The 16,632-nt window shown below is 63.1% G+C and carries 13 protein-coding genes; 4 read left to right on the top strand and 9 right to left on the bottom strand.

The annotated features are described in order from the left end of the window. Positions 1–144: 144 nt before the first annotated feature. The 9 genes from NKI99_RS01820 to NKI99_RS01780 all read right to left on the bottom strand — a co-directional run bounded on the left by NKI99_RS01820 (position 145) and on the right by NKI99_RS01780 (position 11,159). Complete coding sequence (locus tag NKI99_RS01820; protein ID WP_023812328.1) at positions 145–903, bottom strand: FkbM family methyltransferase; 759 nt, start codon at positions 901–903, stop codon at positions 145–147. Beyond that, the gene (locus NKI99_RS01815) at positions 900–2,132 is read right to left on the bottom strand and encodes a glycosyltransferase 87 family protein (protein ID WP_023812329.1); all 1,233 of its coding nucleotides are present in this window, start codon (positions 2,130–2,132) and stop codon (positions 900–902) included. Before NKI99_RS01815 ends, NKI99_RS01820 begins: the two co-directional genes overlap by 4 nt. Positions 2,133–2,153: 21 nt before the next feature. Further along, complete coding sequence (locus NKI99_RS01810; protein WP_245273256.1) at positions 2,154–3,584, bottom strand: aspartate aminotransferase family protein; 1,431 nt, start codon at positions 3,582–3,584, stop codon at positions 2,154–2,156. A gap of 104 nt (positions 3,585–3,688) precedes the next feature. After that, a complete protein-coding gene (locus NKI99_RS01805; protein ID WP_352609514.1) occupies positions 3,689–4,696 on the bottom strand; it encodes an NAD-dependent epimerase/dehydratase family protein in 1,008 nt (335 codons plus the stop codon). Continuing rightward, complete coding sequence (locus NKI99_RS01800; protein ID WP_352609512.1) at positions 4,693–5,142, bottom strand: EamA family transporter; 450 nt, start codon at positions 5,140–5,142, stop codon at positions 4,693–4,695. The genes NKI99_RS01805 and NKI99_RS01800 overlap by 4 nt, the downstream gene beginning before the upstream one ends. Positions 5,143–5,263: 121 nt before the next feature. Further along, on the bottom strand, positions 5,264–6,616 hold the full coding sequence (locus NKI99_RS01795; RefSeq protein ID WP_352609510.1) for an FAD-binding oxidoreductase: 1,353 nt from the start codon (positions 6,614–6,616) through the stop codon (positions 5,264–5,266). Positions 6,617–6,618: 2 nt separating this feature from the next. Continuing rightward, positions 6,619–8,052 (bottom strand): UbiA family prenyltransferase, encoded by a 1,434-nt coding sequence (locus NKI99_RS01790; RefSeq protein ID WP_023812334.1) that lies wholly within the window; start codon positions 8,050–8,052, stop codon positions 6,619–6,621. Between the two features lie 202 nt (positions 8,053–8,254). Beyond that, positions 8,255–8,518, bottom strand: a complete 264-nt coding sequence (locus NKI99_RS01785) for a hypothetical protein (protein WP_023812335.1) — start codon at positions 8,516–8,518, stop codon at positions 8,255–8,257. A 154-nt stretch (positions 8,519–8,672) separates the two neighbouring features. Continuing rightward, a complete protein-coding gene (locus NKI99_RS01780) occupies positions 8,673–11,159 on the bottom strand; it encodes a mechanosensitive ion channel family protein (RefSeq protein WP_023812336.1) in 2,487 nt (828 codons plus the stop codon). 256 nt (positions 11,160–11,415) lie between these two features. On the opposite strand from NKI99_RS01780, the gene NKI99_RS01775 reads away from it, so the two are divergent. From NKI99_RS01775 to NKI99_RS01760, 4 genes are read left to right on the top strand one after another with little or no spacing between them, the layout of a single operon-like run. Then, a complete protein-coding gene (locus NKI99_RS01775; protein ID WP_023812337.1) occupies positions 11,416–12,675 on the top strand; it encodes a sarcosine oxidase subunit beta in 1,260 nt (419 codons plus the stop codon). A 17-nt stretch (positions 12,676–12,692) separates the two neighbouring features. Further along, positions 12,693–13,007 (top strand): sarcosine oxidase subunit delta, encoded by a 315-nt coding sequence (locus tag NKI99_RS01770; protein WP_023812338.1) that lies wholly within the window; start codon positions 12,693–12,695, stop codon positions 13,005–13,007. Then, the gene (locus NKI99_RS01765) at positions 13,004–15,997 is read left to right on the top strand and encodes a sarcosine oxidase subunit alpha (protein WP_352609508.1); all 2,994 of its coding nucleotides are present in this window, start codon (positions 13,004–13,006) and stop codon (positions 15,995–15,997) included. The genes NKI99_RS01770 and NKI99_RS01765 overlap by 4 nt, the downstream gene beginning before the upstream one ends. Further along, complete coding sequence (locus NKI99_RS01760) at positions 15,990–16,592, top strand: sarcosine oxidase subunit gamma (protein ID WP_352609505.1); 603 nt, start codon at positions 15,990–15,992, stop codon at positions 16,590–16,592. Before NKI99_RS01765 ends, NKI99_RS01760 begins: the two co-directional genes overlap by 8 nt. Positions 16,593–16,632 lie beyond the last annotated feature (40 nt).

The raw sequence follows: 16,632 nt of genomic DNA, 5'->3' as shown, positions 1-16,632 counted from the left end.
TCCAAAGTGATAAAGCGGGCGGACTATAGGGCGGAGCGGCAGGCCGATTGAAGCCTGTTTGCGACATTGGCAAAAAGCCGAGCGACCAGACGGCAGAATGCTTCACACCGGCGCCTGGGGCGGTTCGCTTTTCGGTGGGCTAACTCAGGCGAAGGCCCAGATGTCCTCGGCCTGAAAGCCGACCTGATAACCTGATGTCTTCAGCTTGACCACGACCTGGCCGATCTCCGGGGCGGGCAGCGCGCCGACCTCGACCTTGATCATGCCGGGGCGGTAGCGCTTGAGGTCCAGCTGTTCGAAGACGATCCAGTCGGCGCCCTCGCAATCGACGAGGAAAGCGTCGATATGGCTGATGCCGTTGCGATCGAGCAGCGTCTGCAAGGTCTCGGATGGCACCTCGATGTCCCTGAGATGCGGCGCGAACTTGTTGAAATTGGCGTCGGCCTCGCCCCAGGCATTCTTGCCCGACATCAGATTGGTGTCGGTGACCGACGAGCAGCCGATAAATTCGATGGGCAACGTGCCGGCCTCGAGGGCGGCGGCATCGAAGGTGTGGACGGTTATCGTGCCCTTTGTCTTCGTCACCGCCACCGGCTCGATGATGAAGCGGTCCGTGTCTGGATAATTGGCGCGCAGTCTCTTCTGGTTGTACGGGATCGGCTCGACCAGCATGGCCCGTGCACCGGGAATCCTGTGCAGCCAAGGCGTCACATCGTCGAACAGTGCGCCGTCGCAGGCGCCGACATTGACCATCTGGAACGGTCGCCCTGCACCACCAAAACGCGCCTTCAGCGCCGCCCTGGCCAGGAACTTGGTGCCGCGCAGCGACGGGCCGCGATCGAGAACGCCCTTGGGAAGAGCAAGCGACAGGGCAACGCGCGCCAGGCTGGATAGCGAACTCATGACTTGTCTCCGGGAATGATTTGCATGGCAGCGCGATTCTGGCCGCGAGCCACGGCTGCCCACAGCGCCATGAACGGCGTCGCCAGCAGCAGGAATGGCGGAATCAGATGGGGGAAATAGATGCGCGTGTCGTGGATCGGGAAGACGGTGAACTTCGCCAGCGCACCGAGCACCAGCGCCGCAAACAGGATGCCGGCGCGGCGATCGAGGCGGAAGCCGGCGCGGGCGGCAGCAAACCAGCCGGCCAGTGCCAGCACCGACACGCCGACCCAACTGTTCAGGCTGACGGCGCGCAGCAGCGAGGTGGCAAACGCCCTGAGATAGGTGGTGACCGAGAATGGCGGCTCGAATCCGTCCATATTGAAGTGCTGCTCGATGCTGGAGAACCACAGATGCGGCGCCCAGCCGGGATGATGCGCCCAGTGAGAGATGGCGAAGTAGGCCACGAAGGAAGCGGCAAAACCGGCCAGCGCACCCCATGCCCTCTGCCGGTACGCGACCAGCAGCACAGCGAAAATCGCCAGGAAAACAATGTTGTCCGGCCGTACCATGAAGGCGAGGAAGAGCAGGATCGCCGTTGCCACCTCGAGGCCGCGGACATAGGCATAGAGCCCGCCGAGCAGCAGCGCTGAAGTGAGCAGATCCGGTGTCGAAGCGCGTGCCGCATCGCCGAAATCGGCCATGATCAGCACCGCGCCGACGATAGGCGCCAACGCCAATGCCCCTGTGGAGCGTAGCCACATCAACGCGATCGCGCCAAACAGCAGCACGGAGAACACTGAGACCAGTCGCATTGCCTCGACCGGCGACATCACCGCGCTCAGTGTCGACAGGATCTCGGCATAGAGGAACTTGATCCGGTACATGCCGAGCAGTGAATGGAAGTCGGCGGCATTCTCCGTCATGTGACTGCGGAAGCCGCCTCCATCGTCGGTCAGCGCCTTATAGTCGCCTGCGGACACGCCCGATTTGACAGTGTTGTAGGCATAGTCATGCAGCGCCTGCGCATCGGGATAGGTGCCTTCCTCCGATATAGCGAGATAGGGCAGCATGTCCCAGTTGGCGTCGGGCATCACCCAGGCGGTGAACGCTGTAAAAAGAATGTAGAGCGCGAAGGCCGCCGCGCCGATCGGTGCTGCCAGCCGCGCATAAGTCCCCTCGCCCCACGCCAGACCGGCTCCGATGAGGCGGTCGAGCGGGTTTTGTGGATCGGGCGACTTGGTCAGCATCGTTGTACCCAGCGAACTCGCTTAACGAACCTGGCTTTTGACGAAATCCTTGACGATCGACACGATGCCGCGCGACAGCAGGCTGTCGAAGGCGTCGACGAAGCGGTCGACATGCTCGCGCTGGCAGATCAGCGGCGGCTCGAGCCGGATGACGTTGCGGTTGTATTCGGTGAAGGCGACCAGCACATCGTAGTCGCGCAACAGCAGCGCCCCGATGAAGCCCGACAGCGAACCCTTCAGCTTGTCGTCGAGCACGCTGACGATCGGCCGCAACACCATCGGCAAGGTCTGCGAGAAGTCGTGGAACTCCAGGCCGATCATAAAACCCCTGCCGCGCACCTCCTTGATGATCTTCGGGTACTTTTCCCTGAGCGTCTGCAGGCGCTGCAGCAAATAGTCGCCGGTGATGGCGGCATTGTCGATCAGCCCTTCATCATAGAGTACATTGAGCCCCTCGATCGAGGTGACGCAGGCCTCGCCCATGCCGCCGAAGGTCGCCATGGCATGGATCATCGCCGTTTTCGGCGTGCCATAGGCCTTCATGTAGACCTCGCGCCGCGCGATCATCGCGCCGACCGCCGCCTTGCCGGCGCCAAGCGATTTGGCCAGCGCCGTCACATCGGGAATGACGCCGTAATGCTCGAAGGCATAGAAGCGGCCTGACCGGCCATAGCCGCACTGCACTTCGTCGGCGACCCACAACACGCCATACTGGTCGCACAGCGCCCTTAGCTTCTGCCAATATTCAGCAGGCGCCTGGATGATGCCGCCGCCGCCCTGGATGGTTTCCAGCACGATGACGCCGACCTCCGGGTCGGAACGGAACAGGCGCTCGACCGCCTCGATGTCGGCAAACGGGATGCGAACCGTGTTTTCGGCCACCTTGAAGTCGGCGCGGTAGAGCTGGCCGTCGGTGATGCCCAGCACGCCCTTGGTCTTGCCGTGGAAGGAATTCTCGGCATAGACGATCTTCGGTCGCTTCGGACCGGCGGCGCGCTCGGCGAGCTTAACCGCCGCTTCCATCGCCTCCGAGCCGGACGAACCCAGAAACACCATGTCGAGATCGCCGGGCGAGCATTTGGCGATGTTGTGCGCAAGTGCCGCCGCATATTGCGACATGAAGGCGATGGCGATTTCCTGGCGCTTCTCCTCCTGGAATTTCTTGCGTGCTTCCAGGATGCGCGGATGATTGTGGCCGAAGGCCAGCGATCCGAAACCACCGAAGAAGTCGAGGATCTTGCGGCCGTTCTGGTCGATGTAGAACATGCCTTCGGCACGCTCGATCTTGATCTTGTGGAAGCCGAGCAGCTTCATGAAGTGCAGCTGGCCGGGGTTGAGATGCGCCTTGAACAGGTCGGTCATGCGGGCGACGTCCATCGCCTTGGCCTGCTCGACGCTGATCAAATCGGGCTTGGCGATGGTCGCTGGCGACAGCGACGGCGCGCTGACCATGGTGCGCAAATTGGTCTGTTCGGGCTTGGCCATGACGGTCATTTCAATCTCCTGTCTGCACGCACGACCAGGATCGGGCGCAACGAAAGCTGTTTTGCGAGCCGCTATTCGGCGGGCACATGTTTGGTGGCGACTGCGTGGCCGGCTTTCTTTGCGCGGTACTCGCTATAGGCGGCGATCAGCATGTCCTCGTCGCGATATTGCGGCACCCAGCCGAGCTGGCGCCCGGCCTTGGACACGTCGAGCACGCAGTCCTCGTCGGCGATCAGATACTGTTCCGGGTCCATGATCGGCATGTTCAAGAGGTCGAGCAGGTCGAGCGTGCGCTTGACCGCCCAGCCCGGTGTCGGGATCAGGATCGATTTCGAGCCGGCATGCCGGATCAAATCGCCGAGCAATTTCTTGACCGGCGGCGGGTTGAGCGAACCCAGATTATAGGCCTCATCAGGCACACCGGCCTTCCAGGCCGCGCGCGCGGCCTCGGCGCAGTCGAACACCGAGATGAACTGATAGGGGTTCCTGCCCGAACCGATCATCGGCACCGGAAAGTTCCAGTCGATCAGCTTGAACAGCTTTTCCAGGATGCCGAGCCGGCCTGGGCCGATGATCAGGCGCGGGCGAAACAGCGAGATCGACATGCCTCGCTTGCGCCATTCGGCCGCCAACTCCTCTGTCTTCTGCTTCGACCAGCCATATTCGCCCAGCGGCGCCACCGGGTGCTCCTCGGTCATCGGCTGCGTGACCGTGTGGCCGTAGATCATGTCGGTCGTGTAGTGGACGAGTTTTGACGCACCGGCTCTGTCCATGGCCTGCATGATGTGCTCGGTGCCATGAAAATTCACCGGGAAAAAGAAATCGTGCCGCTTGGCGCGCACCTGGATCGGCGACAGCATCTTTGCCGACAGATTGTAGACCATGTCGTCGGCCGTGAGCCCGACCGCAGCGACCGACGCCGGATCGGTGACGTCGCATTGGACAAAGCGGACGGTGCGGTAATGCGACAGGTCGCTCTTGACGATGTCGGCGACGACAACCTCTTCACCATCGGCCATAAGCTTCGGGGCAAGATGGCGGCCGACGAAACCGTCACCGCCGAAAATCACATGTCTCATCGAATGATCTCGTTTGCTTGGATCTTGTCGGGCGTGATGGAAGCGGTCTGGTCCTCATGCTCTCGACCACCCAAATCTCGGCCACTTTGCGCGATCAGCACCGTGCCGACGCAGATGAAGGCGATACCGGCGATGCGCCAGCCATTGAGGTCCTCGCGGAAGACGAAATAAGCAAAGATGGCGACGGCAACGTATGCGAGGCTGAGGAACGGATAAGCAAAGGAGAGCTCGACCTTCGACAGCACATAGAGATGCGAGGCCATCGAGATGACGAAGGTGCAGAGGCCCAGGAACACCCACGGGCTGAAGACGATCTGCAGCAGCTTGACGAGCGGATTGACGCCCTCGAACGAGATCGGCCCGAGCGACATCATGCCTTGCTTCAGCATCAGCTGCGCGGCGGCATTGGTCATGACCGTAAAGAGAATGAAGACGATGTATTTCATGTGTTCCAAGCCACCCCTTCACGCTTCCTATTACAAACCCGCAAACATTTCGTGAAGCCACAAGAATGTTTTGAGTGAATCGTGGATTTAACGATTCGGTAACCAAGAATTACTCGATTTTCTATTCCGCCGCCTCGGCCGCACCTCGCCGCGTGTCCAGCTTCCTTGCCGTCCGCGCCCAGAAATCAGACATGAAGGCGGGGTCGCGGAGCGCTTCCAGCCGCTGCCATTCGGGAAAGGACGAAGCGAAGATTTCGGCCCCCATGCGGGCGTCCTTGTACGGATTGACTGCGCCGCCGGCCTCGACCGTGATGCGGTCGAACTCCCGCAGCAGCGCCAGCGTCGCAGCCCCCCTGTTGGGGAAATCCAGCGTCAGCGTGTAGCCGGGACGCGGGAACGACAGCAGCGCCGGCGAGCGGATGGAGCCGAAGCGTTTCAATACGGTGAGGAACGAGCCCTGCCCGGCTTGCCTTGCAGCCGCAAGCAATGCCGGCACGGCCTCGCGCGCCGCCGCTTCCGGCACCACGCTCTGGTGTTGGAAAAGCCCTTTCGGCCCATAAAGCCGGTTCCAGTCGCGCACGCCGTCGAGCGGGAAGAAGAAGCCCTGGTAGCCAACCTGGCGCGGCGCCGTCGACCGCCCCTTCTTCCACCTGTAGGCGGCGTTGAAGGCGGTCAGGAACGGCCGGTTGAGCACATTGAACGGCGGCTGGACCGGCACCGAGAGATTGCCACCGGCGCGCGAGGCGGCATGCGAGCCGTGCTCGGCATGATTGCCTGTAAACAGCAACCCGCGACCGCTATTGCGGCCGCCGGCAAGTTGGTCGATCCAGGCGACCGCATATTCATTGGCCTGATCGGCCGCCTCGGCCAAACCGAAGAACTCGTCGAGATCGCGAAACGGCGTCGCCTTTTCGACGATGTCGAGCGAATGAACCCGCATCAACCGGATCGAGGCAGACAGGATGAGACCGGTCAGCCCCATGCCGCCGATCGTCGCCGCAAACAGGCGCGCATTGTCTGCTGCCGAGCAGCGATAGGTCCTTCCGTCGGACCTGAGCAGCGTGAAGCTCTCGACATGGCAGCCGAAGGTGCCGCGCCGGTGATGGTTCTTGCCATGCACGTCATTGGCGATGGCGCCGCCGAGCGTGACGAATTGCGTGCCTGGCACAACCGCCGGAAAGAAGCCGTAAGGGGCGGCGTGGGCGATGATGTCGGACAACAGCACGCCGGCATCCGCCTCGAGAACACCGGTTTCGGCGTTGAAGGCGTGGATGCGGTTCAGCGATCGCATATCGACGACCGCTCCGGCCTCGTTCTGGCAGGAATCGCCGTAGGAGCGGCCATTGCCATAGGCAAGCAGCGACGCCGGCTTGGCCCGACCGCCCTTCAGCAGCGCGATCGCCTCATCGGCCCCGATGGCGCGCGGCGCCGGCGGTGTGGCAAGGCCAAAGCTTGGGAAACGTCCGGCGGCCATGCCTACCAGCCCCCGATGACCAGCATCACCGCACCGATCAGCACCACGATCTGGCTGCGCCAGTCGCGGATGATGAACACGACCGGATCGTCATGCATCTCGTTGCGGCGCGCCAGGATCCAGACGCGCATGGTGAGATAAAGCACGATCGGCGCCAGCGGCCAGATCAGCCATGGATGCGGATAGAGCTCCCGCACCGCGACACTGTCCATGTAGAGCGCCAGCACCAGCGCCGAGGAGAAGGCCGAGGCCATGCCGGCCTGGGCGACGATCTCCTGGTCTTCGGTGCGATAGCCGCGGCCGGCAATGCGCTCGCCAGGCGGAATGGCGGTGGTGCGCAATTCGACGAAGCGCTTCACCAGCGCCAGCGACAGGAAGAAGAAGATAGAGAAGGCCAGCAGCCAGAACGAGACGTCGACGCCGGTCGCCGCCGCACCGGCCAGGACGCGGATCGTGTAGAGGCCGGCGAGCGTCAGCACATCGACCAGCAGCATGCGCTTGAACGACAGCGAATAGGCCGTGGTGACGACCATGTAGCCGCCAAGCACAGCCAGAAATTCGTGCGACAAGAACAGCCCGGTGCCGAAGCCGATCGCCAAAAGCATCGCAATCGCGCCAAGTCCGAACGGGATCGACAGCGCACCGCTGGCGAACGGCCTGTTGCGCTTGGTGAGGTGTTTGCGGTCGAGCGCGAGGTCAAAGAAATCGTTGAGGATGTAGATGGCCGATGCCACCGCACTGAACGAGACGAATGCCAGCAGGCATTGCCAGATCATGTCGGTGTTGAAATATTCGTGCGAGAGCACCATCGGCACTGCGATCAGCGAATTCTTCAGCCACTGATGGACACGCAGCATCTTGACGATGGTCCGCAAAGTCGGCTTCGGCGCCGGCATCGTCTCGGCGCCATGTGCCGCCTGCCAGCGCGCGGCATGGCGGTCGGGCGCGACGACGATCGCGTTGCGCGCTGCATCAAAGACTTGGAGATCGTGACGGCTGTTGCCGGCATAGTCGAAACCGCCATCACCATAGGCTGCGATCAGCGAAGCGCGCTTCCTGCCCGAGGTGAGATTGGCGAGACCATCGGTGGCCAGCACCTGGTCGAAAATGCCGAGATGGACCGCGATGGCATCGGCGAACTTGCGCGGCGTGCCGGTCGCCAGCACGATCTTGCGGCCTTCGGCATGCTCGGTCCGGAGGCGGCAAAGCAGCACCTCGCGATAGGGCAGCGATGCCGGATCGATGTCGATGCGCTGCGCGATTGCCTGCTTCAGCCGCGCCGGTCCGCCGGCGGCCCAGAAAGGCACGAGGAAGATATAGAGCGGGTTCTTCTTGAGAAGGATGAACAGCCCTTCCCACAACAGGTCGGTCGCGATCAGCGTGCCGTCGAGATCGACCGCAAGCGGTATTGCGTTCCTGTCCGACCGCGCATCCATGTCCTACCCTGCCCGCGTAGAGTTGCGCGCCGCTTTTCGGCGTCTTGAGGCTGGTATAGCGGGCGATGACGTAGCGAACGTTAAAACGCACGGTTGCAGACGGCTGCCATGGGGGTATTTCCGGCGTCATTGTTAAACAACCGCTACCGGAAACGATAAAAGGCCGGGCAAATTCCGGGCCTCCGCAATCGTGACGCCAGGATTACTTGATGCGGGCGACACCGCCCGAAATCTCGACGGTTTCCGAACCGGTCAGGGCTTCGAGGTCGCCATTGGGCAAGGTGACGAAGCAGCCATTCGGGCAGAACTCAACCGTTTCGCCACCGGCCAACGCAAGGTCGGTCTTGCTGCCGCCCTCGGTGACGACCAGCGTTCGGGTCTCGGCGTCCTTGTTGACCGCGCTCGCGGCATGGACCGAGCCGATAGCGGCGACCAGGGCGACGGCAGCGACGAGAGACTTCCACATGGTGCAATATCGGTGTTCCCACCGCCTCTGTTGCATTTCGCAAGGCATTTTCGCCTTTGCATGGAGCTTATATGAGATGGAAGCTGAACCGCAACTGAATGCCCCATTCATGCCGCAATCGGCTTTCGATGGTTGAGACCCACCGATTCCCAGCCTAGTCCGGATCTGGCTTCCTGGTTTTGCGGGACTTGACCAGTCGCTTCTTCTCCGCCTCGGCTTCGGCCTTCACCTGCTCCTGTTCGGCGAAGTCGGCCTCGATCTTGTCGTCGTCTGTCGGCCAGGCCTTGGGCTTGTGGGCCTCGACCACGGCGCGTGGCGTCGAGGGCATCTCGATGTGTTCGCTGCTGAATTTTTCAAGCACGGCAAAACGGATGTCGTTCTGCGCGATGTTGCCGTTCATCACATCGGCCAGGAACACGCGGATCTCGAATTCCAGGGCGGCAGGGCCGAAATTGGAAAACAGCACGAAGGGTTCGGGGTTCTTCAGCACCATCGGGTGGCTGCGGGCGATCTCCAGCAGGACGGCATGAACCTGCTTGACGTCGCTGCCATAGGCGACGCCGACCTTGATGTCGATGCGGCCGAGCTTGTTGCGGTGCGTCCAGTTGCCGACGGCATTGTTGATCAGGTTCGAGTTGGGCAGGATCACCGATTGCCGCTGGAAGGTTTCGATCTCGGTGGCGCGCACGCTGATCTTCTTGACTGTGCCGCTGACATCGCCGGCAACGATCCAGTCGCCCACCTTGAACGGCCGTTCGGCCAACAGGATCAGGCCGGAAACGAAATTAGACACCACGTTCTGCAGGCCAAAGCCGATACCGAGGGAAAGAGCGCCGGCGACCAGCGCCAGGCTGGACAGGTCGATGCCCGCCGCCGAGATGCCGACCAGTGCCGCGAGCGCGACGCCGGCATAGCCGACCGCCAGCCGGATCGAGTTGCGCACGCCGGTATCGACCTTGCCACGCGCCATCACGGAACCGTCGAGCCAGCCCTGGAACCAGCGTGTCAGGAAATAGCCTATGACGAAGACGACGATGCCGGAGAGGATGCCGGTGACCGAGATCGTCACCGAGCCGATGTTGATCCCGGTTGCGAGCTTGTAGGCCCAGGCCTGGATATCGCCGGGCTGGAAACCCCACATCAGCAGGATCAACGGCAGGAACACCAGCACGATCATCACATTGATGGCAACGCTGACGACAAGGCCGAGCTGGTCGAGGGCTGTATCCTCGTAGCTGGATTTGGCCGACAGCCAGCGCCCGACGGTCGTGTTGGCGAAAGCACCCTCCTCGCCGATCGCCTGCGCCGACAGGAAGCCGATATAGGCGGTGATCAGCACGGTGCCGGTAACGACGACCTGCAACGAAACGAACAGAGCAAGGCCGATGTAACCGAGCAGCGCCGCGACGATGGTGAAAAGACCGAGCGCAAGCGCCGTATAGCGCAGCCATGCCGGCCAAGGCCGCCAGCTTCCGTCACGCGCCTTGAACGGCCTCAGCATCGCCATCAGGATCAGGATGACGCCGACGATGATGGTGGCGCCGAAACTGCGGGCGATGGTCAGCGACAGCGGCGAGCCCATTTTGTCGTTGATGACCGACAGGAAATAATTGACGCCGATGACCACGGCCATGGCGGTCGTCAGCCGCACCAGCCAGCGCGCCGGACCTGTCTCGACGGGGATAAGGCGCCAATTCGGCAGCCGCGGCTCGAGCGCCGCATTGGTCAATCGGTTGACGCAGAACACCACCCCGATGACGGCCGCGAGCGCATTCAGGAAGAGGCCGATGTCGCCACGCAACACATTGTAATAGTTGAAAAAGAACACCGTGGAGGCCAAGAACACGCCAACCGCCAGCGTCGGCAGCAAGGTCGACCAGAAGGCCACCGACAAGCGGCTGAGATAGGATGGATCCTCATTGGCAGGGTCGGCTTCGAACACGCGCCCGAACAGGCGCCGGCCACCGACCAGCAGCACCAGCGCCAGCCCGAGCGCCACGAAGGTTGCCGCCAGAATGGCCTGGAACTTGAACTTGAAAGCGAAGCTTAGCCATGACGACACCGCTTTGTAGAAATTGCCGAATTCGTCCCTGGCGTCCGAAAAGACCTGCGGGCTGAGCGCGTCGGACAGCACATAGCGCTTGGTGAGCACATTGCGGAACAGCTCGCTGCGCATGTTGCCGATCTTGTCGATCAGCCCGCTGATGCGGATCGAAAGCGATTGGGCTTGCGCAATGACGGCATTGATCTCCGCCTTTTCCGACACCAGCGCCTCGCGTTCGCCGCTGACGATGTCGGGCTCCGGCGGCTGACCCGCGGCAGGTGCCGCGCCAAGCTGCTCAAGACGGCTGTTGATCTCGCCAAGACGCGTACGGAAGGCCAGTGCGCTGTTCAGCGATTGCCGCGACAGCTCCTCGAGTTGCAAGCGGATATCGACAAGGCTGCTATCCTCCTCGCCGTCCTGCTGTATCTGCTTCTCGAAATTGTCGGTCTTGGTCGTCAGCGCCTGGATGATCTTCTGCTGGTCGGCGACCAGTCCGGCAGGCGCCTGGCCAAGCCCCTGTGCCACCGCATCGAACGACAGCGGCGCCGAGACGACAAGCGTGAGGATCAAAATGAGACGAAGCAATCGGAAAAGCATGATTTGTTGGCGACTCATCGGCGGCGAAGGCAATTTGAAAGCCTGTCCTTGATAAAGACGGCCCTATCATGGGGCAAGCCGTCGCATCGCGGACTCATCCGATCATTGACCTCACTGATCCTGACTCTCATTGAGCCCAGACCCCATTGATCCCCTGACCGATGCGTCGGCCAGTCGAAAGGCGATGGCGCAATATTGGCTTTGCCGGTGCGGCCTGCTCTATAGTCTGCCGCATCGCCCGAACCGGATGACATCAATGGCAGAGTACTCGGCCTTTTCGCTGCTCGCGAACGCGCTCAAGGGAAACAAGGATTGGAAGCCGGCATGGCGCAAGCCGGACCCGAAGGCGTCCTATGACGTCATCATCATCGGCGGCGGCGGTCATGGGCTGGCGACCGCCTATTATCTTGCCAAGGAACACGGCATCACCAATGTCGCCGTTGTGGAAAAGGGCTGGCTCGGCTCCGGCAATGTCGGCCGCAACACAACGGCGGTGCGCTCGAACTATCTGCTGCCGGCCAACACCCGCTTCTACGAACACTCGATGAAGCTGTGGGAAAACCTTTCGCACGAGCTCAACTACAATGTCATGTTCTCGCAGCGCGGCTGCCTGAACCTGGCGCACACGCCGGCCCAGTTCGACGACTATGCAAGACGCGGCAATGCCATGCGCCATCTCGGCGTCGATGCCGAACTGATGACGAAGGCTGAGATCAAACGTCTGATTCCGGCGCTCGACATCTCCGACAGCGCGCGCTTTCCGGTGGTTGGCGGCCTGATGCAGCGACGCGCCGGCACCGCCCGCCATGATGCGGTGGCCTGGGGCTATGCGCGCGGCGCCGACCGTCGCGGCGTCGACATCATCGAAAACTGCGAGGTCACCGGCTTCCTGCGCGACGGCGACCGCATTTCAGGCGTGACGACGTCCCGTGGCGACATCCGCGCCAGGAAGGTGGCCGTTGCGGTCGCCGGCAGCACCGGGCGTGTCATGCAGCTTGCCGGTATCGAGACAATGCCGATCGAGAGCCATGTGCTGCAGGCCTTCGTCACCGAATCGCTGAAACCCTTCATCGACACGGTCGTCACCTTCGGCATGGGCCATTTCTACATGTCGCAGTCGGACAAGGGCGGCCTCATCTATGGCGGCGACATCGACGGCTACAACAGCTACGCCCAGCGCGGCAATTTGCCCGTCGTCGACGAGGTGATGAGCGAAATGCTGGCGCTGTTTCCGGGCCTTGCGCGCGTGCGCATGCTGCGCTCCTGGGGCGGTGTTTGCGACATGTCGATGGACGGCTCGCCGATCATCACCACCGGCCCCCTGCCCGGCATGTATCTCAACTGCGGCTGGTGCTATGGCGGCTTCAAGGCGACGCCGGCTTCCGGCTGGTGCTTCGCCTGGACCATCGCCAAGGACCAGCCGCACGATCTCAACGCCCCCTTCACCCTCGACCGCTTCCACCGCGGCCTGGTGATCGACGACAAGGGCCAGGGTGCAAACCCGCGGCTGCATTAGGCATTAGGTAGAGTTCAATGTTGATCACTTGCCCCTATTGCGGCCCGCGCGACGTCATCGAGTTCACCTATCAGGGTGACGGCAACCGTGAGCGCCCCGACCCCGCCTCGCAGAATTTCGAGGCGTGGAACGCCTATGTCTATGACAGGCTGAACCCGGCCGGGGATCACAACGAGATCTGGCAGCATTCCGGCGGTTGCCGCACGCATCTGCGCGTCGTGCGCAACACGCTGACGCATGAGATTTCCAGCGTTGCTTTTGTGCGCGGTGATCATCAAGGGCGCGGCGATCATGGCTCCGCCGCGCGCCGCAAGGCGGAGGACAAGTCATGAGCCCGCGCCGCACCGACACCGGCGGCCGCATCGACCGGCTGAAAACCATCCGCTTCACCTTCGATGGCGCGGCCTACACCGGCCATGCCGGCGACACGCTGGCGTCAGCCCTGCTGGCCAAGGGCGTCACGCTTTACGGACGTTCGTTCAAATACCACCGCCCGCGCGGCCTGCTCACAGCCGGCGTCGAGGAACCCAACGCGCTGGTGACGGTGCTGAAGGGCGAGGTTCGTGAACCCAACATCCCAGCGACCATGGTCGAGATCCATGACGGCCTGGTTGCCATCAGCCAGAACCGCTTTCCCTCGCTTGCCTGGGACATCAACGCCGTCAACCAGCTCGGCGGCAAGATCCTGTCGGCCGGGTTCTACTACAAGACCTTCATGGGACCGGTGTTCGGTCCGCTCAAAGGCACGCGCTTCTGGATGTTCTGCGAACACTTCATCCGTCGCGCCGCCGGCCTCGGCAGCGCCGGATCGGCAAAGGACCCGGCCCGCTACGAACGCATGAACGCCTTTTGCGACGTGCTGGTGGTCGGCTCCGGCCCCGCCGGCCTGATGGCCGCCAAGGCTGCCGCCGATCAGGGCGCCCGCGTCATGCTGGCCGATCTCGAGCCGCGTTTCGGCGGCTCGGCCAACTGGTCCGATGAGACGATCGACGGCGCGCCGGCCGCAGACTGGGCCCGTCGCACCGTCGCCCAGCTCGAAGGCCGCGACAATGTCCGGCTTTTGCCGCGCACCACGGTGTGGGGTTATTACGACAACAACACGCTTGCCGCGCTCGAACGGGTCAGCGACCACAAGGATCAGCCAGGCAAGGGCGAGCCGCGCCATCGCTATTGGGCGATCCGCGCCAAATCCGTCGTCCTGGCCACTGGTGCGTTCGAGCGGCCGCTGGTCTTCCCCGGCAATGACCGGCCAGGCGTGATGCTGGCGCATGCAGCCGAGCGCTATGTCAACGAATTCGGCGTGCTGCCGGGCGAGCGGATCGCACTGTTCACCAACAATGACAGTGCCTATCGGGCGGCCGTCGCCTTGAAGAAGGCCGGTGCCGCGGTCGTCGCCATCGCCGATGTCAGGCCGGAACTTTCGCCGGAGACGCGCAAGCTGGCCGCGGAAGCGGAGGCCGAGATCTTCGCCGGCCATGCCGTCGTCGCCACCGAAGGCGGCAAGGCGCTGTCCGGCCTCAAACTGCAGCGCTTCGACATGATCAATGGCACGCTCATCGGTGATGCCCGCAGCATCCACGCCGATTGCCTGCTGATGTCGGGCGGCTGGTCGCCGACCATCCATCTGGCCAGCCAGGCCGGTGCCAAGGCGGAATGGAACGCCGCGCGGCAAGCTTTCCTGCCGCCAAAGCCGACACAGAGCTGGATTGGCGCCGGCGCTTTCACTGGCAGTTTTTCCACCGCCGAGGCCATCGCCGAAGGCCGCGCCGCCGGCCTCGCCGCCGCCGGTGGAACGAGCACGCCGGCCGTGCTGCCGACGGTCGAAGCAGCACCTGGCGATCCCGATCCGGCACCGGTGTTCGAGATCAGGGCCAAGGGCAAGAGCTTTGTCGATTTCCAGCACGACGTCACGGCAGAAGACGTGCGACTTGCACACCGCGAAGGCTTCGTCTCGGTCGAGCATCTCAAGCGCTACACCACGCTCGGCATGGCGACCGACCAGGGCAAGAGCTCCAACGTGCCTGGCTTGGCCATCATCGCCGAAGCGCTGGGCAAGCCGATCCCCGAGGTTGGCACGACACGCTTCCGGCCGCCTTTTGCGCCGGTGTCGATCGGCTCGCTGGCGGCGGAACGCTTCGGCGACCTGAAGCCCGAGCGACTGACGCCGATGCATGACTGGCATCTGGCCAATGGCGCGACGATGTATTCCGCCGGCCTCTGGTATCGCCCTATGATCTACGGGCTTTCAGGCGAAACGGTCGAGCAGGCCTATGTGCGCGAAGCCAAGGCGACACGCGAAAGCGCCGGCATCGTCGATGTCTCGACATTGGGCAAGATCGCCGTGCAAGGCCCTGACGCCGCCGCATTCCTCGACCGTGTCTACACCAACATGTTTTCGACGCTGGCCGTCGGCAAGGCACGTTACGGCCTGATGCTGCGCGAGGACGGCCTTGCCTTCGACGACGGCACCACATGGCGGCTCGGCGAGCAGGATTTTCTGATGACCACCACCACGGCCAATGCTGGCAAGGTGATGCAGCATTTGGAATATTTCCTCGACGTGATCTGGCCGGAGCTGAAAGTCCACGTCACCTCGGTGACCGACGAATGGGCAGGTGCCGCGATCGGCGGGCCGAGGGCCAGGCAGATCCTTGCCGCTTGCGTCACCGGCACCGGGGTCGACAATGCCACCTTGCCCTTCATGGGCATCGTGCGTGGCGATATAGCAGGCGTGCCGGTGATGATATGCCGGCTGTCCTTCTCCGGTGAAATGGCCTTCGAGGTCTATTCCGGCGCCGGCTTCGGCACCCATGTCTGGGAAGCGCTTGTTGAAGCCGGCAAGCCGTTCGGGCTGGTCACCTACGGGCTCGAGGCACTGGGCACCATGCGCATCGAAAAGGGCCATGTCACCGGCGCCGAGATCGATGGCCGCACCACGGCACGCGACCTGCATCTCGACTGGATGCTGTCGAAGAAGAAGCCTTTCATCGGCTCGGCGATGATGGACCGCGAAGGCTTGATCGCATCGGACCGCCTAGAACTGGTCGGCCTGATCGCCCTCGATAACCGGCCGCTCAACGGTGGCGCCCACATCGTCGAGGAGGTTGACGAAGCCAATCCGCACGACTCCATCGGCCATATTACCGCCTGCTGCTATTCGCCGGCGCTCGGCAAGCATATCGCGCTGGCGCTGGTCAAGGGCGGCAAGGCACGGCAGGGCACGCGCGCCCATGTCTCCGACCCCTTGCGCAACCGCTTCGGACCGGTCGAGATCGTCTCCAATCACTTCTTCGATCCGGACGGGAGCCGCATGCATGGTTGAGCGCCAATCACCCGAGCCCTTGTCGCCGCTTGAGCCCGAATTCCACGTCGGCTCGCACGGCAATTTCGAGCATGGCGTCGAGATCATCCTGACCGAGACGAGGCCGGGGTCGATCGTGCAGCTCGCCGCCTGGCCCGGCGAGGAGAAGAAGCTGATCGCGGCCATCCGCACCGTCACCGGGCTTGCCCTGCCCGATGGCGCCGGCGGCGGCCTGAGCGACGGCGTGAAGTCGGTTTTCGGCTTCGCGCCGGGAAAGTTCACGGTCGCCGACGAGGCCGAAGGGCTGGCAGCAGCCTTTGCCAAGGCGGTGCCCCCGGCCATCGGCACGGTGACCGACCTCTCGCACGGCCGCACCGCCATCCGCATTGCCGGGCCGAAGGCCGAATGGGTACTGGCGAAATTCTTCGCCATCGACTTTTCGCTGCCGGCCTTTCCCATCGGCGCCGGCCGTTCGACCACCCATCACGATGTCTTCGCCCAGATCCAACGCACCGGCGCCGACCAGTTCGACACCTATGTCTTCCGCTCGTTTGCACGCTCGTTCTGGAAGGCGCTCTGCCACGCCAGCGAGGAAGTCGGCTACGAGGTGCAGTAGGCGGCGGCGCCGAACGGTCGCATCGCTCCTGCTTCTGGCA

It is taken from the genome of Mesorhizobium sp. M0239, from assembly GCF_040321815.1.
Lineage (GTDB): Bacteria > Pseudomonadota > Alphaproteobacteria > Rhizobiales > Rhizobiaceae > Mesorhizobium.
Note: the sequence above shows the minus strand (reverse complement) of the source record. Positions and strands in the feature narration are given on the sequence as shown.

Coding starts and splice junctions, on each gene's coding strand:
- NKI99_RS01820 (WP_023812328.1), bottom strand. CDS start 903: ATGAGTTCGCTATCCAGCCTGGCGCGCGTTGCCCTGTCGCTTGCTCTT.
- NKI99_RS01815 (WP_023812329.1), bottom strand. CDS start 2,132: ATGCTGACCAAGTCGCCCGATCCACAAAACCCGCTCGACCGCCTCATC.
- NKI99_RS01810 (WP_245273256.1), bottom strand. CDS start 3,584: ATGGTCAGCGCGCCGTCGCTGTCGCCAGCGACCATCGCCAAGCCCGAT.
- NKI99_RS01805 (WP_352609514.1), bottom strand. CDS start 4,696: ATGAGACATGTGATTTTCGGCGGTGACGGTTTCGTCGGCCGCCATCTT.
- NKI99_RS01800 (WP_352609512.1), bottom strand. CDS start 5,142: ATGAAATACATCGTCTTCATTCTCTTTACGGTCATGACCAATGCCGCC.
- NKI99_RS01795 (WP_352609510.1), bottom strand. CDS start 6,616: ATGGCCGCCGGACGTTTCCCAAGCTTTGGCCTTGCCACACCGCCGGCG.
- NKI99_RS01790 (WP_023812334.1), bottom strand. CDS start 8,052: ATGGATGCGCGGTCGGACAGGAACGCAATACCGCTTGCGGTCGATCTC.
- NKI99_RS01785 (WP_023812335.1), bottom strand. CDS start 8,518: ATGTGGAAGTCTCTCGTCGCTGCCGTCGCCCTGGTCGCCGCTATCGGC.
- NKI99_RS01780 (WP_023812336.1), bottom strand. CDS start 11,159: ATGCTTTTCCGATTGCTTCGTCTCATTTTGATCCTCACGCTTGTCGTC.
- NKI99_RS01775 (WP_023812337.1), top strand. CDS start 11,416: ATGGCAGAGTACTCGGCCTTTTCGCTGCTCGCGAACGCGCTCAAGGGA.
- NKI99_RS01770 (WP_023812338.1), top strand. CDS start 12,693: ATGTTGATCACTTGCCCCTATTGCGGCCCGCGCGACGTCATCGAGTTC.
- NKI99_RS01765 (WP_352609508.1), top strand. CDS start 13,004: ATGAGCCCGCGCCGCACCGACACCGGCGGCCGCATCGACCGGCTGAAA.
- NKI99_RS01760 (WP_352609505.1), top strand. CDS start 15,990: ATGGTTGAGCGCCAATCACCCGAGCCCTTGTCGCCGCTTGAGCCCGAA.